Genomic DNA, 22,677 nt, shown 5'->3' with positions numbered 1-22,677 from the left:
CGGCGACGGTGAGATGTGCCGTCGCGCGATCGATCGGGCCGTCCCCGGCCGCTACCCACCCACGCCCTTGGAGGCACCATGCCGGTTCCTCGGCCGCTGGCGTCGGCCAAGGCGAAGATCAAGATCAACACCGTCGACCACAACACCTTCCAGCAGAACATCACCAGCTATCTGCAAGGCAGCTCGGACGACCTGTTCACCTGGTTCGCCGGATACCGGATGCAGTACTTCGCCGCCCAGGGACTGGCCCAGCCGATCGACGACGTCTGGGAGAAGATCGGCGGCAACTTCGACAAGGTCGCCAGGACACTCTCCACCGGACTGGACGGCCACCACTACCTCGTCCCGCTCTACAACCACCCCTGGGTCGCCTTCCACAGCAGGAGTCACCGCCGACGTGACCGGTGCGGAGCGGCTGCCCCTTCGCGTCACCGATTCGGGCGACGGCGACGCGAAGGACCACTCGGACTGGGGCGACGCCGCGCTGCGCCGCGCACGTGACGCCCTGACGGCCCGGCCCTTCGCCGGGCCCGTTCCCTGACGGCCCGGCCGGGACGCCACGACGGCGTTCCGGCCGGGCCGCCCGCCCGTCGGCCCTGTCGTGCGGAGCGGCGGCGCCGACCGGCCCGTTCGCTCATACGCCTGCCGGGCCGCCGAGTGCGCAGTGCCTGCCACCGTCCAGCAGCTGTTCCACCTCGCGTTGGGCGGCGTTCACGATCACCCGGACGCACCGTGCCGCGTCCTCCTGGCGTCCCTCGGCGACGGCCTGGGCCACTTCCAGGTGGCGCTGCACGGCGTCCGCGTCCACGTGATCCGGCATCAGGGGCAGGTCGCGGCGGGCGACGAGCAGTTCCTCGGTGACCTCGGAGAGCTGGGCGAACATGCCGTTTCCTGAGGCGTTCAGCAGGGCTCGGTGGAAGGCCAGGTCGGCCGCTATGAAGCCCTGGATGTCGTCCTGGGCGACGCTCGCCATCGCCCGGGCGAGATCGACGAGCGAGGCACGGGTCCCGGGGGACGAACCGGCTGCGGCGAGGGCCGCGGCCGACGGTTCCACGGCGGCGCGCAACTCGGCGAGTTCGCGCAGCTGGACGCTCCGGGAGGGGGAAGCGAGCCGCCACCGGATGACCTGGGGGTCGTACAGGTTCCACTCGTCCATCGGGCGCACGGTGATGCCCACCCGGGGCCGGCTGGTGACGACCCGCTTCGACTCCAGGACGCGGACCGCCTCGCGTGCCACGGTACGGGAGACCCCGTACCGGTCCTGCAGGTCCTCCAGGCGCAGCACCTCGCCCGCGCGGATCTCCTCCGCGGCCAGGGATTCCCCGATCCGGCTCAGTACCTGCCCGTGTAGTCCGTGTAGTTCCACGCCTCTCCCTGCCGCTCGAACATCGCCGTCGGGGGTCAATTCTGCCGTCCCGCGGGAGTCATCGGGCCTCGGCGAGCCGACTCAGGAGGGTACGGACCCGCTGACCGGCGTTCCGGGGGCCGCCGGAGGTCAGGGCCGCGCCCATGCCGCAGGCCACCGCGCCTGCCGCTATCCACTCCGGGGCGTTGTCGGGGGTCACCCCTCCCGTGGGCAGGACGGGTGCCTGGGGAAGTGCCGCGCGCACGTCGCGCAGCCAGGCCGGGGAGACCGCGGACGCGGGGAAGAGCTTCAGTGCGTCGGCACCCTCCTCCAGGGCTCGCACCATCTCGGTCGGGGTGGCCACGCCGGGAAACACCGGAACCCCGTAGCGATGGCCCGTGCGTATCACCTCCGGGTCGAGGCTGGGCGACACCAGGAAGCGGGCGCCCGCTTCGACGGCGGCACGGGCCGCCGTGGCGTCGATGACGGTACCCGCGCCGAGCAGCGCACCGGGGTGGGTCTCGGTGAGCCGGGCGAGCGCGGTGAGCGCGCGCGGGGTCGTGAGCGCGATCTCCACGGCCTGGAGTCCCGCTTCCAGCACGGCGTCCGCCGCAGCGACGGCCTCCTCGGGCCCGGCGGTGCGAATGACGGCGAAGACGCGTTGCGCGGTGACGGCCCGGACCGTCTCCCATCGGTACATGACGCTCGTACTCTCCTTCTCCGGGCGTGCCGGTGCGGCCCCGGTGGGTGGTGGTGTCACCGGATGACGGCTTCGGCGCCGGCATCCGTGCGGGCGGCGAGGGCGCGGTCGAGGCCGGCCCGGTCGGGCAGTCCGTCCGTGTCCGTGGGGCACTGGACGACCAGGGCCGCGACGGCGGCGGCCCGGCGCAGGCACTGGGCGGGGTCCGAGCCGTGCAGCAGACCGGAGAGGAAGCCCGCGGCGAAGGCGTCCCCGGCGCCCACGGGGTCGGCGACCGGCACCTCGAAGGCGGGCTGCCGGCAGTCGGGGGCCCCGCGGGTGAGGCAGCTGGCCGACTTGTCGCGGTGTTTGACGACGACGGTGCCGGGCCCGGACTCCAGCAGGGCGGCCGGACTCGTGACGCCGAGGAGTTCCAGCTCGTCCTCGCCGGCCAGCACCACGTCCGCGCCGACCAGTAGAGGGCCGACGACCTCGCGCCAGCGGTCCGGCGGTCCGAGCTTGTGCCGGATGTTCGGGTCGAACGACAGGCGTGCCCCGGCGGCCCGCGCCCGTGCGAACAGGCAGAGGGTGGCCCGCCGTGCGGACTCCGACAGCATCGGGGTGATCCCGGTGATGTGGACGAGTCGTGCTCCCTCGAACATGGCGGGGGTCAGTTCGTCCGGCGACAGTCGGGACGCGGCCGATCCCGTGCGCAGGTACTGCACATCGATCGCGCGTGCCGGGTGGCTGTCGCGTATGAGCACCCCGGTCGGAGCTCCCGGGTCCGTCACCGCGTACGCACAGTCGACGCCCTCGGCGCGCAGTTGCGCCAGCACGGTCCGTCCCGCCGGATCGTCGCCGACCCGGCCCAGCCAGCGGACCGAATGCCCCAGCCGTGCGAGGCCCGCGGCGACATTGCTCTCGGCGCCGGCGATGGAGCGGCGGAAGGACCGGGCATGCTCCAGCGGGATGCCCGGTTCGGCCAGCATCAGCAGCATCGCCTCGCCGCAGACGACGGCTTCGGCGCTCATCGGACGAGCTCCGGTATCAGCGGGGCGAACTCCGCGCAGAAGCGGTCGATCATCTTCCGCTCCTCGTCGTCCAGCACATATCCGGGCGCACGGCAGTGGGCGGACGCGAACCATCCGCGGCGCACGGAGATCTCCTTCTCCACCGCGATGATCAGCTCCACGTTCTGCATCCAGTACGAGAGGAAGGGCAGCATCCGGGTGTGCAGGGTGATGGCCCCGGCCTCCTCGCCACGCTCCCAGGCGTCCCAGAGTGCGACGTACAGCTCGGTGAAGGAGCAGCCGGGCTGGACCCCCACCGCCCCTCGTCGCAGGGCGTCGGGGAGTTGGAGTCCGGCGTGGCCGACCAGCGAGGGCAGCGGGCGGGGGCCGGCGGCCAGGGCCGCGATCAGCCTTCCCGGCGGGGCGGACTCGACCTTGACCCAGCGCAGGTTGGGGTGCTCGGCGGCGAGCCGGTGCAGGGCGGGTGCGTCCAGTGCCGTTCCGGTCTGCGCCGGGGCGTACTGCACCACGACGGGCAGGGGGGCGACGGCCGCGAGCACCTCGTGCAGATGGTCCCGGACGGCGGCCGCGGAGGGGGCGAGGAAGTGGGGCGGCAGCAGGTTGACGGCGTCGGCCCCGAGTTCGGCGGCTCTGAGTGCCTGGCCGATCGCGTGGCGGGTGGCGTGGTCGGGCACGGAGATGATCGCGGCGACGTCGGCACGCTGCCTTGTCCGGTCGAGCAGGAGGCCGGTGAGCAGTTCCCTCTCGCCGGCGTCGAGCTTGTGGAACTCGCCGGCGAAGCCGGGGAACATCACCGATCCGACGCCGGTGGCCAGGACGCGGTCCACCACCGTGGTGAAGCCGTCCGGGTCGAGTGCCCCGTCGCTGTGGAAGGGCACCTCCAGCACGGGAGAGACGCCCCGGACCAGTGTGCCGGGGTCCTTGTCGATGTGCGTGGCCATGCCTGCTCCTCAGAACGCCTGGCGGGGTGGGGTCGAGTCGGTCGCGCCGACGAGGAAGTCGAGGTCGGCGCCGGTGTCCGCCTGTGTGACGTGTTCCGTGTAGAGGCGGGTCCAGCCGCGGGTGGCGGGTGGCTTCGGCTGTTCCCAGACCGCCCGCCGCCGCTCGATCTCCTCGTCCTCGACCAGCATGTCGAGCCGTCTGCCGGGCACGTCGAGCCGGACCGGATCGCCGGTGCGGACGAACGCCAGCGGGCCTCCGACCGCGGCCTCGGGTGCCACGTGCAGCACACACGTCCCGAAGGCGGTGCCGGACATCCGGGCGTCGGAGATGCGCACCATGTCGCGCACCCCGGCGTCGAGCAGCTTCTTCGGCAGCGGCAGGTTGCCCACCTCGGGCATGCCCGGATAGCCCCGGGGGCCCGTGTTGCGCACGATGAGCACCGTCTCGGCGCTGACCTCGAGTCCGGGGTCCTCGACGACGGCGAGATAGTCCTCCAGCGTGTCGAAGACGAGGGCGGGGCCGGTGTGTTCGAGGAGGTGGGGGGCGGCCGCGGACTGTTTGATGACCGCGCCGTCCGGAGCGAGGTTGCCGCGCACGACGGCCGTGCCGCTCCCGGCCGGCTGCACGGGGTTGCCGAATGCCCGGATGACCTCGCGGTCGTACACCTCGGTCCCCGCGCAGTTGTCCAGCAGCGAACGGCCGGTGACCGTCATGGTGTCCGGGTGCAGCCTGTCCCGCAGGTCGTCGATGAGCGCGGGCAGTCCGCCGGCGTAGGCGAACTCCTCCATCAGGAAGCGCCCCGAGGGCATCAGGTCGATGAGCAGGGGCAGTTCGGCGCCGAGGCGGTCGAAGTCGTCGAGTTCCAGCGGCACTCCCAGCCGGCCGGCGACGGCGAGCAGGTGGACGACCGCGTTGGTGGACCCGCCGATCGCCGTGTTGACCCGGATCGCGTTCTCGAAGGCGTGCCGCGTCATGATCCGCTGCGGGGTGAGGTCGCTCCCCGCGAGTGCCACGGCGCGTGCGCCGGTCTCCTCGGCGAGCGTGCCGCGCCGGGCGTCCACGGCCGGCAGCCCGGAGCCGCCGGGCAGCATCATACCCAGGGCCTCCGTCAGGCAGGCCATGGTGGAGGCCGTGCCCATGGTCATGCAGTGCCCGGCGGACCGGTTCAGTGACGACTCGAACTCGGTGAACTCCTCCTGCGACACCGTCCCGGCCCGCAGTTCCTCCGTCATCCGCCAGATGTCGGTTCCCGAGCCCACGTCCCGTCCCCTGAACCTGCCGTTGAGCATGGGGCCGCCGGTGAGGACGATCGCGGGTACGCCCGCGCTGGCCGCGCCCATCAGCGCGGCCGGTGTGGTCTTGTCGCAGCCGGTCAGCAGCACGACGGCGTCGATCGGGTTGGCCCGGATCTGCTCCTCGATCTCCATCGCGGCGAGGTTGCGGTAGAGCATCGACGTCGGCCGCATGAACGGTTCACCGAGCGACATCGCGGGGAATTCCAGCGGGAAGCCGCCTGCCTGGAGCACCCCGCGCTGCACGGCGTCGGCGAGGATCCGCAGATGACCGTTGCACGGGGTCAGTTCGGAGAAGGTGTTGCAGATCCCGATGACCGGGCGGCCGTCGAAGTTGTGACCGCCGCGCCCCATCGCCCTCAGGTGATGGCGGGCGATGAAGCCGTTCTTGCCCCCGTCGCCGAACCACGCGCGGCTGCGCAGCGGCACGACGGGAACGGTGGAAGCCACCGGAACTGCGAGACCTGCGGCTGACGGTGCTGCCGGCTCTGCCATGTGTGTCCCTTCGACGCGGTGCGGACTCGGTGAGCGGGCCGCTCGAGATCGCCCTGTGACCGTGCGGGGTCTTGCCTTGCTGGCGAATTTAATGATGCTATCAAATGACGATAGCGTGACGATCTACGAACAGCCCACAGGAGAAGGCCCGTTGAGCCCTGACAAGCCGGGAGAACCACCCGAAACGGAATGCGCCCGGTTGCTCTCCGGTCCCGCGCGGGGCGCTCCCCCGTCGACGGCCACCATCCGTCCGCCCTGTGGCCGACCAGTCCGAACCCTCGCCACCCGACCCTCCGCGGCGCGATGCGCGGCGGCCGCCACCCGCTCGAAGGAGCCCTCCATGCCCGCTACATCCCGTCGGCACGCCGCCGCCGCGACCGGTCTGCTGCTCACCCTCTGTCTGAGCACGGCGTGCTCTTCGGGCAAGGAGACATCCGGGGAGGACTCGGTCGGCAAGGTGGACGGCAAGATCTCCCTCACCTATCTGCAGAAGCAGGGCGACCAGGAGTACTTCGTGGGCGAGGCGGCCGGCGCCAGGGCGAAGGCCAAGGAGCTCGGCATCGGCCTCAAGGTCGTCAACCTGGGCAACGACGCCAACAAGACGGTCAGTGAGGTGCAGTCCGCGGTGGCCCAGAAGTCCAAGGGCGTGATCATCGTCGTCCCGGACCCGGCCGTCGGACCACAGGTCGTCCAGACCGCGAAGGACGGCAAGGTCGCGCTGCTGACCTCCGACGACCAGATCTGCACCACCGGACCCGACCCCGCCGCCTGCGGGCAGGACGATCTGGTGCCGCGCATAGGCTTCAGCGGTGCCCAGATGGGCGGGGAGGTCGGCAAGCGCGCCGCCGAGGAGTACGGGAAGGCGGGCTGGAAGGCCGCCGACACCCGCGTCATATCGGCGTGGAAGCAGGACGTCACCGTGTGCGGCGACCGGGTGAGGGCCGCGAAGAAGGCCTTCGACGCCGTGGTGCCGGGCGTGAAGACCATCAACGTGCCCACCGACAACACCCCCACCGGTGCGCAGGACAGGATCGCCGCGACGATCACCGCCAACGCCCACGTCAAGAACTGGGTCGTCTGGGGCTGCAACGACGAGAACGCCATGGGCGGGGTCACCGCGCTGCAGAACGCCGGCATCGGCCCCGACCACGTCATCGGCGTCGGGCTCGGCGCCTATCTCGCCTGCAAGGAATGGCAGTCCGACAAGAAGAGCGGCATGAAGGCCGCCCTCTTCATCAACGGCAAGGACGTCGGCGCGCTGGCCGTCCAGACCATGTACGACAAGCTCAAGAACGGCAAGGACTTCCCCAGGGAGGCCTTCGCGCCCACCAGCATGGTCGACCGGTCCACCTGGAAGAAGTCCGGCCTCGCCTGCGGCTGATCCGCCCAGTTCCCGACCACACAGCGCGCCATGTCTTCGAGGTGAACCGACACATGCCCTCAGCGCCCCACCCGGCCGCCGGACCGGAGCCCGCCGGCGAACAGCCCGACGCCGTGCCCCGTCCCGGGTCCGTCGGCATATCAGACGTCACCAAACGGTTCGGTCCGGTGCAGGCGCTCAGCGGCGTCACACTCGACTTCCCGCGCGGCCAGGTCACCGCTCTGATGGGCGAGAACGGTGCGGGAAAGTCGACCCTGCTCAAGATCCTCACCGGGGACCACCGGCCGACCGGGGGACACGTCGTCCTCGGCGGCGAGAGCGTCATCCTCGACTCCCCCGCCCGGGCACGCGCGGCCGGAATCCGGATCATCCCCCAGGAGCCGGAGATCATCCCGCACGTCTCCGTCGCCGAGAACGTCTACGCCGGCGCGCTCCCCCGTAAGCGCGGCCGGCGCTTCGACCGGGCCGGCCTGCGACGCCGCATCCGGGCCGACCTGACCCGGCTCGGCTTCGCCGACGTCCTCGACCCCGGCCTCCTCGGCTCCGAACTCACACCCGCACAGCGGCAACTGGTCGAGATCATGCGGGCCCTGACCGGCAGCACGGCGCCCCGCCTGCTCGCGTTCGACGAGCCGACCTCCTCGCTGTCCGAGCACGAGGTGGACGCCCTGTTCACCCTCATCCGGCGACTGCGTGACCAGGGCATCGCGATCGTCTACGTCTCGCACCGCATGCAGGAGATCTTCCAGCTCGCCGACCGCATCGCCGTGCTGCGGGACGGCAGCCTGGTCGGCGTGCAGCAGGCGGACACGACGAACGAGGCGGAGCTGGTGCGTCTCATGGTGGGGCGGGACCTGTCCGCCATGTTCGTACGACAGCGCGTCGCCACCGACCGGCTCGTCCTCGACGTCGAGCACCTCACCACCGACGACGTGCACGACATCTCCCTGCGGATCCACGCCGGTGAGGTCGTCGGACTGGCGGGCCTCATCGGGGCAGGACGCTCCGAACTGGCCCTGACCCTGGCCGGGGACCAGCCCGTCCGCAGCGGCGGCGCCACCCTCGACGGCGTCCCCCTGCCCAGTGGGCGGCCCGGCGCGGTGATCAGGGCCGGTCTGGGCCTCGCACCCGAGGAACGCAAGGCCCAGGCCCTGTTCCTGCACCAGTCCGTCCGGGCCAACATCTCGCTGGTCGTTCTCGACCGGCTGCGGCGCTTCCGCTTCGTACGCCGGACCGCCGAGCGGGATCTCGCCCGGCACTACACCGACCGGCTCAGGGTCCGCACACCGTCGGTCGACCACGAGGTGCGCAAGCTGTCCGGCGGAAACCAGCAGAAGGTCGTCCTCGCCCGGTGGCTGGCGCGCCGGCCGAAGGTGCTGATCCTCGACGAACCGACCCGCGGCATCGACGTCGGCGCCAAGGCCGAGATCTACCGCATCATCGCGGACCTGGCGGCGGAGGGTGTCGCGCTGCTGGTCATCTCCTCCGAACTCACCGAACTCCTCGGTCTCGCGGACCGGATCGTCGTCATGCAGCAGGGCCGTATCACCGGCGAACTCGGCCACGACGAGGCAACCGAAGAGTCCATCCTCGCCCTCGCGATGGCCGACGACATCGCCGGCGCCAGCACCCCCGGAGCCACCTCATGACCATCACCAGCCCCCCGTCCCCGGCAGTCGAGGAACCGTCGGACGGTCCCTCCTCCTTCCGGCCGAAGCTGCCTGCCCGTGTCAGCGGGCAAAACATCAGCCTCGTCGGCGCACTCGTCCTCGTGCTCGTACTGTTCGGCGTGCTGAACGACAACTACCTCAGCCTGTCCAACATGCAGGTGATCGCCGAAGCGGCCACCATCACCGGCCTGCTCGCCATCGTGCAGACCGTCGTCATCATCTGCGGCGGGCTCGACATCTCCGTCGGCTCACAGGCCGGCGTGGCCTCCGTCGTCAGCGCCATGGTCTTCACCAGCACCGGGACCAACGCCCTGCTCGGCATGGCAGCCGCCGTCGGGGCCGGTCTGCTCATCGGCGTCCTCAACGGCCTGGTCATCGTCTACGGCCGGGTCAATCCCACCATCGCCACCCTGGCCGGCCTCGCCGCCTACAAGGGACTCGCCCAACTGCTGTCCGACGGACGGGCGCAGGGCTACGTCCTCAACGACGACGTCTTCATCTTCCTCGGCCGCGGAAAGATCGCCGGGCTGCCCGTCATGGTGTGGATCCTCATCGTGGTCGCCGTGGCCGTCCACGTCCTGCTGCGTTACACCGACATCGGCCGCAACATCTACGCCATCGGCGGTAATGACACCGCGGCCCGCCTCGCCGGCATCAACATCAACAAGTACCTGATCTTCGTCTACGCCCTCATCGGCGTCGTCGCCGCGATCGCCGGCATCCTCCTCACCGCCCGGACCGGTTCCGGCCAGCCCACCTCCGGCAGCGAGGGCCTCGAACTCAAGGCCATCACCGCCGCCGCGCTCGGCGGCGCGGCGCTCAAGGGCGGCAAGGGCGGCATCGGCGGCACGCTCCTCGCCGTCGCCCTCCTCGGCGCCCTGGAGAACGGCCTCACCGTGCAGGGCATCAACTCCTTCTGGCAGAACGTCGCCCAGGGCGCCCTCCTCGTCGTAGCCGTCGTCATCCAGCAGCGCCGCAACGGCGAGCGGGCGGTCGGGCTTCCCCACTGACGGCCGACGGCCGCGGTTCCGCCGCCCCGTACAAGGCCGGCCGTATCGAACAGTCCTGTATCTGCTCAGCAGCCCAGTTGCCAGGAAAGGTCTGACGTGACGTTCCCCCACCGCCGCACCCCCTCGGATCGACCCCACACAGCATCGCCGGAAGGCGCGTTGTCCCGTCGCAGCGCTCTGAAGGGTCTGGCGGCAGCCGGATTCCTCGCCGTCGCAGGCGACGTCTTCCTCGCCGCGCCCGCCCATGCCGCCACGGCACCCCCCGTCCTGCCACCGCTGCCCGAATCCGTCTCGGGGGTGCGCGCCCCGCTCGTTCCCGTGACGTCCGGTTGGCGCTGGACGTCCAGCCCACCGTCGTCGTTCTGGACGGCCGGCACCGACACCTCGTCATGGCACCCGCTCGACGTGCCGGGTGAGCCGGCGCTTCAGAGCGAGACCGTGCCCGCCGACACCGAGTGCGCGTACGCGGTGAAGCTCACCGTCCCGGCCGACTTCGCCGGCAAGTGCGTGATGCTCCGCTTCGACGGCGTCTACAGCTACGCCCGGCTCTGGGTCGACGGCACCGCCGTACGCACCCACGACGGGGGCTTCACCACCTGGTACGCCGACATCACATCCCTCGTCACGCCCGGCCGCGAGGCCGTCGTCACGCTCGGTGTCACCGACCGGTCCACCAGCATCGCGGGCCAGTCCAACTACGCCCACCACACCATCGGCGGCATCCTGCGCGAGGTGACGCTCGTGGCCCTGCCCGCCTCGTACCTGACGAGGCTGCACGTGGACACGGCCTTCGACAGCGCCTACGAGGACGCCACCCTGACCGTGACCGCGGCCGCGGTGTTCCGGGCGGGCCGGAGCGGCACGGCCGACCTCACCCTCACCGATCCCGCCGGCCGGCCGGTCGGGATCTCGCCGTCGAAGATCACCCTGACCGGCGACGGTCCGCAGCAGCAGGCCGTGATCCCGGTCAGCGCCCCGCTCAAGTGGGACGCGGAACACCCCAACCTGTACACCCTGACGGCTGTCTTCAGCGCCGACGGTGTGACGGAGACGGTGACGCGCAGAGTCGGGTTCCGCCAGGTCCGGGTCGAGGGCAACCAGCTGGTGGTCAACGGCAAGCCGGTCCATCTGCTGGGGGTCTGCCATCACAGCATCACCGAGAAGCAGGGGCGTTCGACGAACCCGGCCATGGAGGAACAGGCCGCCCGTCTCTACAAGGAGGCGAACTGCAACTTCATCCGCACCTCGCACTACCCGCCGACACCGGCGCTGCTGGACTGGGCCGACCGTCTCGGGCTGTACGTGGAGGTCGAGGCCCCGGTCTGCTTCCAGCAGGCCACCGTCGACGACCCCGCCTACACCGAGCAGTACATGACGCAGTTCGCCGAGATGATCGAGCGCGACCGCAGCCATGCGTGCGTGGTCGAGTGGTCCGTCGGCAACGAAAGCGGTATGGGGCGGAACTTCGCATCGGAGAACACCTACGCCCACGGGACCGACCCGTCGCGGCCGACCGTCTTCGAGGACATGCAGCAGCACAACGGGGGTGACCAGACCGACGTCTACAGCGGCCACTACCCCAACCTGCAGAACGCCAGCGGCAATACCGGCCAGCCGGTTCAGTACGGCGAGTTCGCCCACGTACCGTGCTACAACACCGGAACGCTGCAGGCCGACCCCGGGGTACGCGACTTCTGGGGACACAGCATCGCCAAGCTCGCGGCGAAGTTCCGCAGCACGGACGGCGTCGTGGGCGGCGCCATCTGGGCCGCCATCGACGAGGTCTTCCACCTCCCCAACGGGCCGGTCGGCTACGGCGAATGGGGCATCATCGACCTGTGGCGACGGCGCAAGCCCGAGTTCTGGCTCACCCAGAAGGCCTTCTCCCCGGTGCAGATCGACGACGGGGTCCTCACCGGCCTCACCCCCGGCGGGGCCATCGCGGTGCCCGTCAGGAACTGGCACGACCACAGCAACATCGGTGAGCTGAACGTCGGCTGGCAGATCGGCGGCAGATCGGGAACTCTCCAGGGGATCGACATCCCTCCGCGGCACAGCGGCACCCTGACGGTCCCGGCCGGCGCCTGGTCGCAGGGTGACGTCCTCCGCCTCACCTTCCGGCGCGGCACGGCTCTCGTGGACGAGTACCGTCTGTGGCTCAACTCCCGTGCCACACCTTCGTTCCCGCCGGACGGCGGCACGGCGCCCACCGTGAGCGAGACGGCCGGCACGATCACCGTCACGGGGGTCGACGCCCCCTTCACGGTCGTCTTCGACAAGCGCACCGCCCGGCTCACCGAGGCATCGGCCGACGGAGCCGCGGTCATCACCAGCGGCCCCGACCTGGTGATCTCCCGCTCGGTTCCCGGCCAGTGGGCCGGCACATCGGCGACGGCGGCCACGGCGGACGGCCAGGCGGTCGTCACCCTCAAGGGCCGCTTCGGCACCATCGACACCACGTTCACCGTGACGGTGAGCCCGCGCGGACGGCTGACCACGGCCTACACGATCAGCAATCCGCCCCCCGGACAGGTCAGCGACGTCGGCGTCCGCTACGTCCTCGCCGACCGGACCGACACCCTGAGCTGGCAGCGCGACGCCCAGTGGACCGCGTACCCCGACGACCACATCGGACGGGCCGCAGGCACCGCGACACGGTTGCGCAGCTCCGGAACCGACGGGTACCGCACCCGGCCGGACTGGCCCTGGGCGCAGGACACCCACAGCTACTTCCTGTTCGGCAAGGACAGCGCCGCCCACTGGACCAACGACTTCCGCAGCACCAAGGCACAGGTCAGGATCGCCAGGGCCACGGCGGGCGCGGAAGGGCCGGGCGTGCAGGTCGAGTCCGACGGCACCGACTCGGTACGGCTGGCGCCCATGGAGCCGGATCTCATCGACGACGCGTCCTCCGAGGTCGTCTACACCGGTGACTGGACCCACGCTGACGCGAGCGCCGGCTACACGGCGGGCGACCTGTTCGGCACCGAGTCGTTCACCACAGCCGCCGGCGCGAAGGCGGAGCTGACGTTCACGGGGACCGGCGTCGGCCTCTACTCCGCCAGGGCGGACAACCTCGGCATCATCAGGATCTCCCTGGACGGCGAGCCGGTGAAGACGGTGGACCTGTACGGCCCGGGGAAGGTTCCGGCCCAACTCGTGTTCCGGAGCACGGAACTGGCGTACGGCCGGCACACCGTCACGGTGGAGTGCACCGGCACCAAGAACGCCGAATCCAAGGGCACCCACGCACTCGTCGACGCATTCCAGGTGGTGAACCCGGTCATCGACGACGCCTCCGCGCGCGTCGTGTACGCCGGGTCGTGGACCCACGCGGACTCGTCGGCGGCGTGGACGAGCGGCGACCTCGGACGTACCGAGTCGTTCAGCAACGTCGCGGGGGACACCGCGACGGCCACGTTCTGGGGCACGGGTGTCCGCGTCGTCTCCCCCAAGGGTCCCAACGAGGGCATCGCGGAGATCGCGGTCGACGGAGGGCCGGCCACGCAGGTGGACCTCCACGCCGCCGGCAAGCAGTTCCAGCAGCGGGTGTTCGAACGTACCGGGCTGGCCGAGGGCGAACACACCGTCACCGTCCGCGTGACCGGGAGGAAGAACGCCGCGGCCACCGACGCGCATGTGGTGCTCGACGCGTTCGAGGCCGTCACGAGCGACGCGTTCCCCGCCCGGGCCCCCGGCGTCGGCCTGATCGTCAGCGCCCGCGTCAACTACCCGGATCTCGCGTGGGGCAACTACATCGATCCCGCCATAACGCTGCCCGCCGGCTGGAGCGGCACCGCACGGCTTCGGCTGCTGCCCTGACAGCCGGCCCGGCCGCCACTTCACTCGAACGACATCCCGCGCCCGCGCGGAACGGAGGACCCTATGACTGATCCGACCGACGACGTAGTACTGGTCACCGGCGCGGCCCGCGGCATCGGTGCGGCCGTCGCAGCAGCGGTGGCGGCCACCGGAGCCCGGGTCGGCCTGCTGGACATCGACAGGGACGGCGTACGGGAGACCGCGAGGCGCATCGGTGCGGCAGCGGGCTGGGCGCAGTGCGACATCACCAGCGAGGAGCAGGTCCATGACGCCGTGACGGCGTTGCGGGAGGAACTGGGCACCGCGTCGGGCCTGGTGAACAACGCCGGCCGGAACTCCTACGCCGACGTCGTCTCCATGACCACCCAGCAGTGGGACGAGGTGTTCGGGGTCGACCTCAAGGGCGCATGGCTCATGTCGCGGGCCGTGCTGCCCGGCATGACCGCCCGGCGACGGGGCTCGATCGTGAACATCGCCTCCCTGCACGCCACGATGACCTGCCCCGGCATGTTCCCCTACGCCTCGGCGAAGGCCGGTCTGGTCGGCCTGACCCGCAGCATGGCCCTGGAGGTCGGGCCGCAGGGTGTCCGGGTCAACGCCGTCAGCCCCGGCTACATCGAGACCGATCTCCTGGCCGAGTACTTCGCCCAGGAGCAACCGCACGTACGCCAGGAGGCGGTGGCCAAGCACATACTCGGCCGCCTCGGCACCCCGGAACAGGTCGCGTCCGTGGTCGCCTTCCTGCTGTCCGACGCGGCGGGCTTCGTGACCGGCGCGGACTGGGCCGTCGACGGAGGCGTGTCGGCCCGGTTCGCCTGACGTCGCCTCTCGCGTCAGGGCATGCGTGGTGGCCCGGCAGCGGATCTGCCGGGCCACCACCGCTTCAGTGCGTGTCGGTGCGCTTTTCGAGGCGGGTGCCGTGGCGCAGGGTGACCGACATCAGGTCGCTGGGGGCGTCCAGCTCCAGGCGGTGCCAGCGGCCGCGGGGGACGATCACCGCGCTGCCCGGCAGTAACCGCACCATGTCCTCGGCACCGCCGGGCGTGGTGGCACGGAAGTGGATGCGCGCTGCGCCGGTCAGGCAGCACACCGCTTCCTCGGCCTCCGGGTGCATCTCCCAGTGGTCGGCGTGGACGTCGGCGTCGGTCTCCACGTGGAAGGTCGCGATCTGCCAGGTGCCGGGGTCGCTGCTCGTCATCTGCCGGCCGGCGGCCCGGACACCGCCGTCGGGGCGGAACTGTAGCGCGGAGGCGAACAGGTCGATGGGGATCGTCGTCATGAAGGGGTTCCTTCCAGTCGGTTCTGTGCGGGGGCGGCCGGCTGCGGGCCGGGCGGGGCGGGCCGGTGCCGGGGCAGGACCACGATCGCCACGGCTGCGGCGAGCACGAAGAGGCCGGCCGTGACGGCGAGGCCCAGGGCGTAGCCGTCGTTGAGGGCGGCGGGGCCGGTGGCCGTGCCGGTACGGAGTGCGGCGACGGTGGCCAGGGCGGCCAGGCCGACGCAGCCGCCGAGTTGGCGGGAGCTGTTGAAGAGGCCGGAGGCCATGCCGGCCTCGCGGGAGGCGACACCGGTGGTCGCGGCGGCCGCGACCGGGGCCAGGACCAGTCCGACGCCGACGCCGGAGACGACGCAGGGGCCGAGCACGTCGGTGAGGAAGCTGCCGCCGGGGCTGATGAGGGCCAGCCAGCCCAGGCCGGCGGCGGCCAGCAGGGCGCCGGGCACCAGGGCGGCCCGGGGGCTGCGTGCCGTGGTGACGCGGGTCGCGATGACGGTGCCCGTGACCAGGCTCACCGAGAACGGCAGGAACGCGGCGCCGGTGGCGGCGGCACTCATGCCCAGGACCTGCTGCATGTACAGGGACACGAAGTAGAACGCCGTGAACTGGCCTGCCGCGGCCAGGAAGACCAGCACGTTGGCCCCGGCCACCCAGCGGCTGCGCAACAGGCCCAGGCGCAGCAGCGGCGAGGAGGCCCTGGATTCGGTGAACGTGAAGGCGGCCAGGAGCGCGGCCGCGGCGGCGAGGGTCGCCAGGGTGGCCGGGGATCCCCAGCCCCGGGCGTCGGTGCGGACGACGCCGAACACCAGCAGCCCGACTCCGCCGGTCGCCAGGACGGCGCCGAGCACGTCCGGCCTCGCGCGCCCGCCGGGCTGTGCCGCGGCGGTCACGCCTGCCGGCACCAGCGCGAGGGCCGCGGCCACGATGGGCAGGTTGACCAGCATGACCCAGCGCCACCCCGCGTACTCGGTCAGGAGGCCACCTGCCAGTACGCCCAGCGCTCCCCCGGCGGCGTTCACCGCACTCCACACGCCGAGCGCCCGGACACGCCGCGGCCCCTCGGAGAACGTCGTCGTGAGCATGCCCAGCGCGGCCGGGGCGGCCGCGGCGGCACCCAGCCCCTGGCCGGCGCGGGCGGCGACCAGCTGCCAGGGCTCCTGGGCCAGCCCGCCCGCCAGCGAGCAGAGCCCGAAGACGGCCAGGCCCCCCACGAAGAGCCGGCGGTGACCGTACAGGTCACAGGCGCGGCCTCCCAGGAGCAGGAGTCCGCCGAAGGTGAGCGCGTAGACGTGCACCACCCACGACAGGTCGAGCGGCGCGAATCCCAGGGCGGTGCGGATCGCGGGCAGCGCGACGTTGACCACCGACATGTCCAGGGCGAAGACGAACTGGGCGACGGCAGCGGCCGCCAGCACCACTCCCGGTCTGCCCCGTGAGTTTTTATACATGTATAGAAATTAGCGCCGGAGGGTCGCCGTTGTCGAGAGCTGGGGAATGATGGGGACATGCCGCAGCCATCCGCACCGCGCAAGACCCCTGGCCGACCTCCCCGTATCTCCCGCGAGGAGGTCATCGGGACGGCCCGCCGGATCGTGACCGAGGAAGGTGTGGACCGGCTGACCATGCGGCGGCTGGCCAAGGAGATCGGCAGTACGCCGATGGCGCTGTACCACCACGTCGGCAACAAGGAAGAACTGCTCGTCCTGCTGCTGAACGACTACGCCGCGCAGGCGCTGCGCCGGCCCGAGCCGCCCGCTAACCCTCGTGAGCGGGTCGTCGGCGCCGCCGCCGCGATCCACGAAGCGCTCGCCGCCTGCCCCTGGATCGTGGAGGTGCTGACGGCCGATGACCTGATGTCGGCGTCCGCGCTGTGGTTCGTCGAGGAGATCGTCGACGGCCTCGTCGAGTGCGGGCTGTCCCCCGAGCGGGCCGTGCACGGCTACCGCGCGATCTGGTACTACACCGCCGGCGAGATCGTGGTCCGGGCGACGGCGGCCCGGCGGCGCGCGGACGACGACCGGGGGACCTACCGGGAACAGGTCTTCGGCAGTCTCGATCCGGGCGCGCTGCCCCGGCTGGCACAGGTCGCGGACCGCTGGGCCGCCCTGACCGGCGAGGACACCTACCTGGACGGGCTCCGAGCGCTGGTGGACGGCCTGCTCGCCGCCCGCTGACGGCTCTCCGCCGCCGACGGCGAACCGCCCCCTCGGTCAGCCGCCCATTGCCCCCCATTCAAGGTGAACCGGACTGCGGCCGCCGGAGGAGGCGAACCTTTCCGGCCGCGGCTCGATCATGTCAGCGCCTGCCGGCGGATGTCGCACTTGACGGTGGCCCGGGTCGCGTCGCGCTTCTCGAAACCCGTCACTTCACCCGGCACTTGTCCGTGTCGAGGAGCAGGAACGGGCCGGAGCGCCTCTCCCGGCCACATTGACCGGATCGGGGCTCGACAGACGGCGCGGGGTTCCCGATCATGGCGCAGGACGTGGAGACGCACGGGTGGGCACTCGCGTGTGCGCTCATGCCGGGTGCGGTCCGCCGGGGCTTGTGCGGCGCGAGACGAAGCAGGGGTTGGGCGGCCGTGGAGCAGATCGGCGAGTACACGGTCCTGCGCCTGCTGGGCAGCGGCGGCATGGGCTCCGTCTACCTGGCCCGCTCGCTGTCCGGAAGGCTCGTGGCCATCAAGGTCGTCCGGCCCGAGTACGCCGCCGACCCCCGCTTCAGAGAACGCTTCCGCCAGGAGGTCGAGGCCGCCCGTACGGTCGGCGGCTTCCATACGGCGGCGGTGGTGGACGCCGATCCCGACGCCCCGCAGCCGTGGATGGCCAGCGCGTATGTCGAGGGACCGACGCTGCAGGCGGAGATCGCCCGGCGCGGGCAACTCGCCGAAGCGGAGCTGTGGCAGCTCGCCGCCGTGCTGGCCGAGGCGCTCCGGGCGATCCACGGCCACGGCCTCGTACACCGCGATCTGAAGCCCGCCAACATCGTCCTGGCGTCCGACGTCCCCCGCGTCCTGGACTTCGGGGTCGCCCGGGCCGTGGCGGAGTCCAGGCTGACGACCGACGGCGCGGTGGTCGGCACGGCGGGGTACCACTCGCCGGAGCAGGCTCTCGGACACGCGGTCACGGGAGCGAGCGACGTGTTCGCTCTCGGTTCGGTGCTCGTCGCGGCGTCCGGCGGCAGCGCGTTCGGCCACGGCTCGCCCGCGGGGCTGATGTATCGGGTGGTGCACGAGGACCCCGACGTCTCCGCGGTGCCGCCCCCACTTCGGCCCCTGGTCCTCGCCTGCCTCCGCAAGGATCCTCTCCGGCGCCCTGCCCCACGCGAACTGCTCGACCTGTGCAGGGCGCAGGAGGGGGCCGGAACGGCGCACGACGCCACGGTGACGGACGACGGGCCGCCCCCTCCCGCGGCTCCACCGCGGCCACGTACACCGGCAGCGGCGGCGGAGAGCCCCTCGCCTCCCCTTGCCGTGTACCTCGTCGGCAGGCGCGTCTGGCTCCTGCAGATCCTGCGCAACGCGCTCGTCGCGGCCGGCCTCGTCGCCGGAACCGTACTGACCGGCATGTACGCCCCCGAGCTCGGCGTGGTGGCGGTGACCCTCGCGATCGCCGCCCTCGCGGTCGCCCTCAGGGTCCTGGGACTGCTCGGCACGGCGAAGGACAGCCTCACCCTCAACAGCCGCGGAATCGGACTGGGTACGCCGAAGAACCTCGTGGTCATGCCCTGGCACGAGATCCGGGCTCTGGAACTGACACACCACACCGAATGGACGGACCTGACCGTCCACCTTGATGCCGTGCCACAGACACCCATCGGTTTCACGTACCCTGCCTGGGTCGACAGCACCTACCGAGACACGGTCGTCGTTCGCGCGCGCAGGCTTGCCCCGCTCGGCACCGCTCCCCAACTGGCGCCCGCTGTGCACGCGTTCGCGAAGTGGCAGCGCATCCGGGTGAGCGAGGGATGAACTCAGAGGGCCTCTTGCGCCAGGTCGAACCGCTCCCTGGCCCCTTCGACCTCGTCGACGTGACTCGACGCCCAGTTCTTCACGGCGGCGAGCAGACAGCACAGACTGTGACCCAGCCCGGTGAGCTCGTAGTCGACGCGCACCGGGACCGACGGCGTGACCGTGCGCGTCACGATGCCGTCGCGCTCCAGTGAGCGCAGGGTCTGGGTGAGCATCTTCTGGCTCACGCCGGGGATCTTGCGGCCCAGATCGCTGTAGCGCATCGGTGACTGCTCACCGAGCGCGTTGACCACCAGATTGACCCATTTGTCACTGACCCGCGCGAGCAGCTGACCGGTCGGACAGTCCTTCACGAAGGCGTCGTCCGCCGCGCCCTCCTTGGCGCTCTGTCGCGCCGTGGCCATGGCCGCCATGCCTCTCACCTCCGGGTGTCCCGCACGCTGCCGAGTCTGCACGTACTCGAAGAGAGTAACTCTTCCGCGGGTTCCGGCGGCGGAGCGCTCCCCCGCCGCGACGAGTCCGGGCCACTCCGCACCACACCCCCCACAGCTCCCCGTTCAAGTGTTACTCTCTTTTGGTTCGTAGCCAACCAGTAGAGATCTACGGTGCACGAGGGTGGCGGTGGATCCTGACCCCGTCCGCACCGTCACTCGGAGCGCAACAGACCGAATAGGAAACAGAGTTGACTTCCTCCACGACTCCCTCCACTGCGGTGGCGGGTGCCGCCGGGCAGGTGGCGCGGCACCCCGGCATCATCCTCGCCATCATCGTGTCCTGTCAGATGATGGTGGTCGTCGACACCACCGCCATGACCGTCGCACTCCCGCAGATCCAGGCCGACCTGGGCTTCTCGGCCACCGGTCTCTCCTGGGTCCTCAACGCCTACGTGCTCGCCTACGGAGGCCTGCTGCTCTTCGGCGGCCGGCTCGGTGACATCTTCGGGCGCCGCAACACCTTCGTGGCGGGCGTACTCCTGTTCACCGTCTGCTCGCTGCTCGGCGGGTTCGCCGTGAACGACTGGCAGCTGCTCGCCGCCCGGGCGGTGCAGGGCGTCGGTGCGGCATTCGCGGCGCCAGGTGCGATGTCCCTGCTCATCACGAACTTCGAAGAGGGAAACGCGCGGAACAAGGCTCTTGCCGTCTATTCGACCCTGGCGGGCCTCGGCATGGCGCTGGGAATGATCCTCAGCGGCATCCTGACCGAATGGGCTTCCTGGCGCTGGGTCCTCTTCATCAATGTGCCGATCGGTATCGCAGCGGTCGTCCTCACACCGAAATTCATCACTTCGCCCGCCAAGCACCCCGGGCGTGTCGACGTGGTGGGGGCATTCACCGCGACCGTGGGTCTCACCGCACTCGTGTACGGACTGATCCGGGGCGAGTCCGAGGGTTGGTCCGACGCGGTGGCCATCGGGTCGCTCGTGACCGCTTTCGTCCTCCTGGCCGGCTTCCTCGTCACACAGTTCCGCATCAAGAATCCCATCATGCCGATGCGGCTGCTTGCCAGTCGTCTCCGTGGTGCCGGATATGCGGTCATGCTGTTGGTGCTCGCCTGCAATTTCAGTGTGTTCTATTTCGTTCCGCAATTCCTTCAGGAAGTTCTCGGATTCAGTGCGCTGAAGGCGGGACTCGGGTTCCTCCCGATGGGTCTGGCCATGTTCGCCATGTCCCGGGCCACCCCGAAGCTGCTCCCCAAGTTCGGCCCCCGCCGGCTCATCCTCGCCGGGCTCGTACTGATCCTCGCCGGGGTGCTCTGGCTCTCCTCGCTCGACGCCGGCACCTCGTACGCGGCCGGGCTGCTGCTGCCGTTGGTCCTGGTCGGCGTCGGTATCGGCACCTTCCTCATGCCGCTGACCGCGCTGATCCTCGGCGGAGTCGCACCGCGCGACTCCGGCGTGGCGGCCGGCATCCTGCAGACGATGCAGCAGATCGGCGGCGCCCTCGGGCTCGCCGTGCTCGTCACCGTGTACGGCGCCAGGGCCGATGACGCCACGACCGGTCCGGCGGCCACGACCGCGATGGCCGACGGAATCGGGAACGCGCTCCTCGTCGGCAGTGGATTCGTCGTGGTGGCTTTGATCCTGGTGGCCACACTGATCAAGACGAAGCCGCGCGCATAGCTTCACAGTAGGAACACAAAAAGGCCCGACAGCTGAGCTGTCGGGCCTTTTTGTGTTTCCAGGCGGAAAAGTAAATGGCCGAAACGTGCTGCAACTTTTTCGGCCCACATGAATCAAATGTTTCGCGCTTGCAACATAAATTTCTGCCACATAGACACTGCCTCGTTCCCGACGCGGGTCGCGTCGGCCGAATCATCAATCGTCCGAGGTGAGGAAGGTGAGACCATTAACGGGTGAAATCAGCGCTGTTTTGCGAACTCTTTAATGTCTCTCTCGTCACGTTGCCGGTATAGGCCAACCCGTCCGGAAGTCATTGACCCTGACCTGTTCAGTGACGGAACATTCGAAGGGTTGTGCGATCGAGGAAGGCTGGTCATGTCACCATATTCCCGTTTCCTGTTCTACCCCGAGTTCCCGCGACTGCTCCCCTCCGCCTACCCCTCGAAGTCCCCACGGAACGGAATCACTTCGAATGGCTGGATTCGAATGGATCTCGCCGGGCGACAGATCTCCGTCCGGGCCGGCCTCGCGCCGTCCCGCACAGCATGAAGGGGGCCCCGTACGCCATGGCGGATCAGATGCGCCTGACGGGGCCAGCCCTGCCTGACGCGCTGGAGTCCCTGGAGAGATGCCGCGACCTCGTGCAGCCCGCACTGCACGACGCGGTCGGCCGGTTGCACCCGAGCGTGGGGCGGATGGCGTCGTTCGCGTTCGGCTGGTGCGACGTCGACGGTGTGCGCCGGGGCGGGGGCGGTGGCAAGGGGCTGCGGCCCGCCCTCGCGGTGCTCTGTGCCGAGGCCGTCGGAGGATCCGCCGCGGACGCGGTGGCCGGGGCGGTCGCGGTCGAACTCGTGCACGCCTTCTCGCTGGTGCACGACGACATCATGGACGGCGACGAGCGCAGACGGCACCAGGACACCTTGTGGAAGGCGTTCGGTGTGGGGCCCGCGGTCCTGGCGGGCGACGCACTGCTGGCACTCGCCCTCGGCACCATCGGGTCCACGGCCGAGGGTGCGACGGCCATGCTGTCCGCCGCGCTGGTCGAACTGGTCGAGGGGCAGGCGGCCGACATCTCCTTCGAGGGCCGCCCGTGGGCGGGCCCGCACGCGGTGACCGTGGACGAGTACACCGCGATGGCCGCCGACAAGACCGGGTCCCTGCTCGCCTGCGCCGCCGGACTCGGCGCCCTGCTCGGCGGCGGCGGATCCGATGCCGCCGCCGCGATGTCCACGGCGGGCAGGCACCTGGGCCTGGCCTTCCAGGCGATCGACGATCTGCTCGGCATCTGGGGCGACCCTTCGGTCACCGGGAAGCCGGTCTTCAGCGATCTGCGGCGGCGCAAGAAGTCGCTGCCGGTGGTCTTCGCGGCCACCGTCGAGAACGGGACACACGCGGAACTCCTCGGGCGCCTCCTGGACACCGCGCCCGACGCACCGGAGCGGGACCTCGACCTGCGGCGTGCCGCCGACCTGATCGCCCGCGCCGGCGGCCGGGCCTTCGGCGCGGAGCAGTCCGACGGGCATCTGCGACAGGCCCTGGAGGTCATCGGGGCCGCGGCAGTGGACCTCACCGCCGCGGCCGAACTGACGGGCCTGGCACGGTTCGTCGCCGACCGCTCGCACTGAGACGCCGTACACACAGCACATAA

General features: G+C 70.7%; 18 protein-coding genes and 1 pseudogene. 11 read left to right on the top strand and 8 right to left on the bottom strand.

The window, feature by feature from the left end; genetic code table 11:
• Nucleotides 1–102: 102 nt before the first annotated feature.
• Together OG408_RS32520 and OG408_RS32515 are read left to right on the top strand one after the other, a co-directional pair.
• A pseudogene (locus OG408_RS32520) lies at nucleotides 103–387 on the top strand (extracellular solute-binding protein); the annotation flags it as partial.
• A gap of 10 nt (nucleotides 388–397) precedes the next feature.
• Nucleotides 398–541, top strand: a complete 144-nt coding sequence (locus tag OG408_RS32515; protein ID WP_326673396.1) for an NPCBM/NEW2 domain-containing protein — start codon at nucleotides 398–400, stop codon at nucleotides 539–541.
• Nucleotides 542–634: 93 nt separating this feature from the next.
• Here OG408_RS32515 and OG408_RS32510 read toward each other — a convergent pair whose 3' ends face one another.
• Genes OG408_RS32510 through OG408_RS32490 form a run of 5 tightly spaced genes read right to left on the bottom strand, consistent with a single transcriptional unit; the run spans nucleotide 635 to nucleotide 5,784 of the window.
• On the bottom strand, nucleotides 635–1,366 hold the full coding sequence (locus tag OG408_RS32510; RefSeq protein ID WP_326673394.1) for a FadR/GntR family transcriptional regulator: 732 nt from the start codon (nucleotides 1,364–1,366) through the stop codon (nucleotides 635–637).
• Between the two features lie 58 nt (nucleotides 1,367–1,424).
• On the bottom strand, nucleotides 1,425–2,045 hold the full coding sequence (locus tag OG408_RS32505) for a bifunctional 4-hydroxy-2-oxoglutarate aldolase/2-dehydro-3-deoxy-phosphogluconate aldolase (RefSeq protein WP_326673393.1): 621 nt from the start codon (nucleotides 2,043–2,045) through the stop codon (nucleotides 1,425–1,427).
• 56 nt (nucleotides 2,046–2,101) lie between these two features.
• On the bottom strand, nucleotides 2,102–3,055 hold the full coding sequence (locus tag OG408_RS32500; protein ID WP_326673391.1) for a sugar kinase: 954 nt from the start codon (nucleotides 3,053–3,055) through the stop codon (nucleotides 2,102–2,104).
• Nucleotides 3,052–3,996: a dihydrodipicolinate synthase family protein gene (locus tag OG408_RS32495; protein ID WP_326673389.1), complete on the bottom strand. Its 945-nt coding sequence runs from the start codon at nucleotides 3,994–3,996 to the stop codon at nucleotides 3,052–3,054. Before OG408_RS32495 ends, OG408_RS32500 begins: the two co-directional genes overlap by 4 nt.
• A 9-nt stretch (nucleotides 3,997–4,005) precedes the next feature.
• A complete protein-coding gene (locus OG408_RS32490; RefSeq protein ID WP_442806084.1) occupies nucleotides 4,006–5,784 on the bottom strand; it encodes an IlvD/Edd family dehydratase in 1,779 nt (592 codons plus the stop codon).
• 340 nt (nucleotides 5,785–6,124) lie between these two features.
• Here OG408_RS32490 and OG408_RS32485 point away from each other — a divergent pair, with 340 nt between their 5' ends.
• From OG408_RS32485 to OG408_RS32465, 5 genes are all read left to right on the top strand, one after another.
• Nucleotides 6,125–7,165 (top strand): substrate-binding domain-containing protein, encoded by a 1,041-nt coding sequence (locus OG408_RS32485; RefSeq protein WP_326673385.1) that lies wholly within the window; start codon nucleotides 6,125–6,127, stop codon nucleotides 7,163–7,165.
• A gap of 53 nt (nucleotides 7,166–7,218) precedes the next feature.
• Nucleotides 7,219–8,814 carry a sugar ABC transporter ATP-binding protein gene (locus OG408_RS32480; RefSeq protein ID WP_326673383.1) on the top strand — a complete coding sequence of 532 codons (1,596 nt, stop codon included), beginning with the start codon at nucleotides 7,219–7,221 and terminating at the stop codon, nucleotides 8,812–8,814.
• Nucleotides 8,811–9,845, top strand: coding sequence for an ABC transporter permease (locus tag OG408_RS32475; protein ID WP_326673381.1), 1,035 nt, complete (start codon nucleotides 8,811–8,813; stop codon nucleotides 9,843–9,845). Before OG408_RS32480 ends, OG408_RS32475 begins: the two co-directional genes overlap by 4 nt.
• Nucleotides 9,846–10,004: 159 nt before the next feature.
• Entirely contained in the window at nucleotides 10,005–13,667 is a 3,663-nt protein-coding gene (locus OG408_RS32470) for a glycoside hydrolase family 2 protein (protein ID WP_326673379.1), read from the top strand.
• 63 nt (nucleotides 13,668–13,730) lie between these two features.
• Nucleotides 13,731–14,486, top strand: coding sequence for an SDR family NAD(P)-dependent oxidoreductase (locus tag OG408_RS32465; protein WP_326673377.1), 756 nt, complete (start codon nucleotides 13,731–13,733; stop codon nucleotides 14,484–14,486).
• A gap of 64 nt (nucleotides 14,487–14,550) precedes the next feature.
• On the opposite strand, the gene OG408_RS32460 is transcribed toward OG408_RS32465, so the two are convergent.
• Both OG408_RS32460 and OG408_RS32455 read right to left on the bottom strand, forming a co-directional pair.
• Entirely contained in the window at nucleotides 14,551–14,946 is a 396-nt protein-coding gene (locus OG408_RS32460; RefSeq protein ID WP_266784647.1) for a cupin, read from the bottom strand.
• The gene (locus tag OG408_RS32455) at nucleotides 14,943–16,391 is read right to left on the bottom strand and encodes an MFS transporter (protein WP_326673374.1); all 1,449 of its coding nucleotides are present in this window, start codon (nucleotides 16,389–16,391) and stop codon (nucleotides 14,943–14,945) included. Before OG408_RS32455 ends, OG408_RS32460 begins: the two co-directional genes overlap by 4 nt.
• 57 nt (nucleotides 16,392–16,448) lie before the next feature.
• On the opposite strand from OG408_RS32455, the gene OG408_RS32450 reads away from it, so the two are divergent.
• Together OG408_RS32450 and OG408_RS32445 are read left to right on the top strand one after the other, a co-directional pair.
• The gene (locus tag OG408_RS32450; protein WP_326673372.1) at nucleotides 16,449–17,117 is read left to right on the top strand and encodes a TetR/AcrR family transcriptional regulator; all 669 of its coding nucleotides are present in this window, start codon (nucleotides 16,449–16,451) and stop codon (nucleotides 17,115–17,117) included.
• Nucleotides 17,118–17,521: 404 nt separating this feature from the next.
• A complete protein-coding gene (locus OG408_RS32445) occupies nucleotides 17,522–18,910 on the top strand; it encodes a serine/threonine-protein kinase (protein WP_326673370.1) in 1,389 nt (462 codons plus the stop codon).
• 2 nt (nucleotides 18,911–18,912) lie between these two features.
• Here the strand turns inward: OG408_RS32445 and OG408_RS32440 are convergent, their stop codons facing one another.
• Complete coding sequence (locus OG408_RS32440) at nucleotides 18,913–19,323, bottom strand: winged helix-turn-helix transcriptional regulator (RefSeq protein ID WP_266784641.1); 411 nt, start codon at nucleotides 19,321–19,323, stop codon at nucleotides 18,913–18,915.
• Nucleotides 19,324–19,592: 269 nt separating this feature from the next.
• Here OG408_RS32440 and OG408_RS32435 point away from each other — a divergent pair, with 269 nt between their 5' ends.
• Complete coding sequence (locus tag OG408_RS32435) at nucleotides 19,593–21,029, top strand: MFS transporter (protein ID WP_326673368.1); 1,437 nt, start codon at nucleotides 19,593–19,595, stop codon at nucleotides 21,027–21,029.
• 566 nt (nucleotides 21,030–21,595) lie between these two features.
• A complete protein-coding gene (locus OG408_RS32430) occupies nucleotides 21,596–22,654 on the top strand; it encodes a polyprenyl synthetase family protein (RefSeq protein ID WP_326673366.1) in 1,059 nt (352 codons plus the stop codon).
• The last annotated feature ends 23 nt before the right edge of the window (nucleotides 22,655–22,677 follow it).

The organism is Streptomyces sp. NBC_01257, assembly GCF_035917255.1.
In the GTDB taxonomy this organism is placed as follows: Bacteria; Actinomycetota; Actinomycetes; order Streptomycetales; family Streptomycetaceae; genus Streptomyces.
The sequence above is the reverse complement of the archived record's forward strand: the minus strand, read 5'-3'. Positions and strand labels throughout refer to the sequence as shown.

What these genes read in the sequence shown, in the direction of transcription:
- OG408_RS32505 (WP_326673393.1), bottom strand. Translation starts at nt 2,045, where the DNA reads ATGTACCGATGGGAGACGGTCCGGGCCGTCACCGCGCAACGCGTCTTC.
- OG408_RS32500 (WP_326673391.1), bottom strand. Translation starts at nt 3,055, where the DNA reads ATGAGCGCCGAAGCCGTCGTCTGCGGCGAGGCGATGCTGCTGATGCTG.
- OG408_RS32495 (WP_326673389.1), bottom strand. Translation starts at nt 3,996, where the DNA reads ATGGCCACGCACATCGACAAGGACCCCGGCACACTGGTCCGGGGCGTC.
- OG408_RS32490 (WP_442806084.1), bottom strand. Translation starts at nt 5,784, where the DNA reads ATGGCAGAGCCGGCAGCACCGTCAGCCGCAGGTCTCGCAGTTCCGGTG.
- OG408_RS32485 (WP_326673385.1), top strand. Translation starts at nt 6,125, where the DNA reads ATGCCCGCTACATCCCGTCGGCACGCCGCCGCCGCGACCGGTCTGCTG.
- OG408_RS32480 (WP_326673383.1), top strand. Translation starts at nt 7,219, where the DNA reads ATGCCCTCAGCGCCCCACCCGGCCGCCGGACCGGAGCCCGCCGGCGAA.
- OG408_RS32475 (WP_326673381.1), top strand. Translation starts at nt 8,811, where the DNA reads ATGACCATCACCAGCCCCCCGTCCCCGGCAGTCGAGGAACCGTCGGAC.
- OG408_RS32465 (WP_326673377.1), top strand. Translation starts at nt 13,731, where the DNA reads ATGACTGATCCGACCGACGACGTAGTACTGGTCACCGGCGCGGCCCGC.
- OG408_RS32460 (WP_266784647.1), bottom strand. Translation starts at nt 14,946, where the DNA reads ATGACGACGATCCCCATCGACCTGTTCGCCTCCGCGCTACAGTTCCGC.
- OG408_RS32455 (WP_326673374.1), bottom strand. Translation starts at nt 16,391, where the DNA reads ATGTATAAAAACTCACGGGGCAGACCGGGAGTGGTGCTGGCGGCCGCT.
- OG408_RS32450 (WP_326673372.1), top strand. Translation starts at nt 16,449, where the DNA reads ATGCCGCAGCCATCCGCACCGCGCAAGACCCCTGGCCGACCTCCCCGT.
- OG408_RS32440 (WP_266784641.1), bottom strand. Translation starts at nt 19,323, where the DNA reads ATGGCGGCCATGGCCACGGCGCGACAGAGCGCCAAGGAGGGCGCGGCG.
- OG408_RS32430 (WP_326673366.1), top strand. Translation starts at nt 21,596, where the DNA reads ATGGCGGATCAGATGCGCCTGACGGGGCCAGCCCTGCCTGACGCGCTG.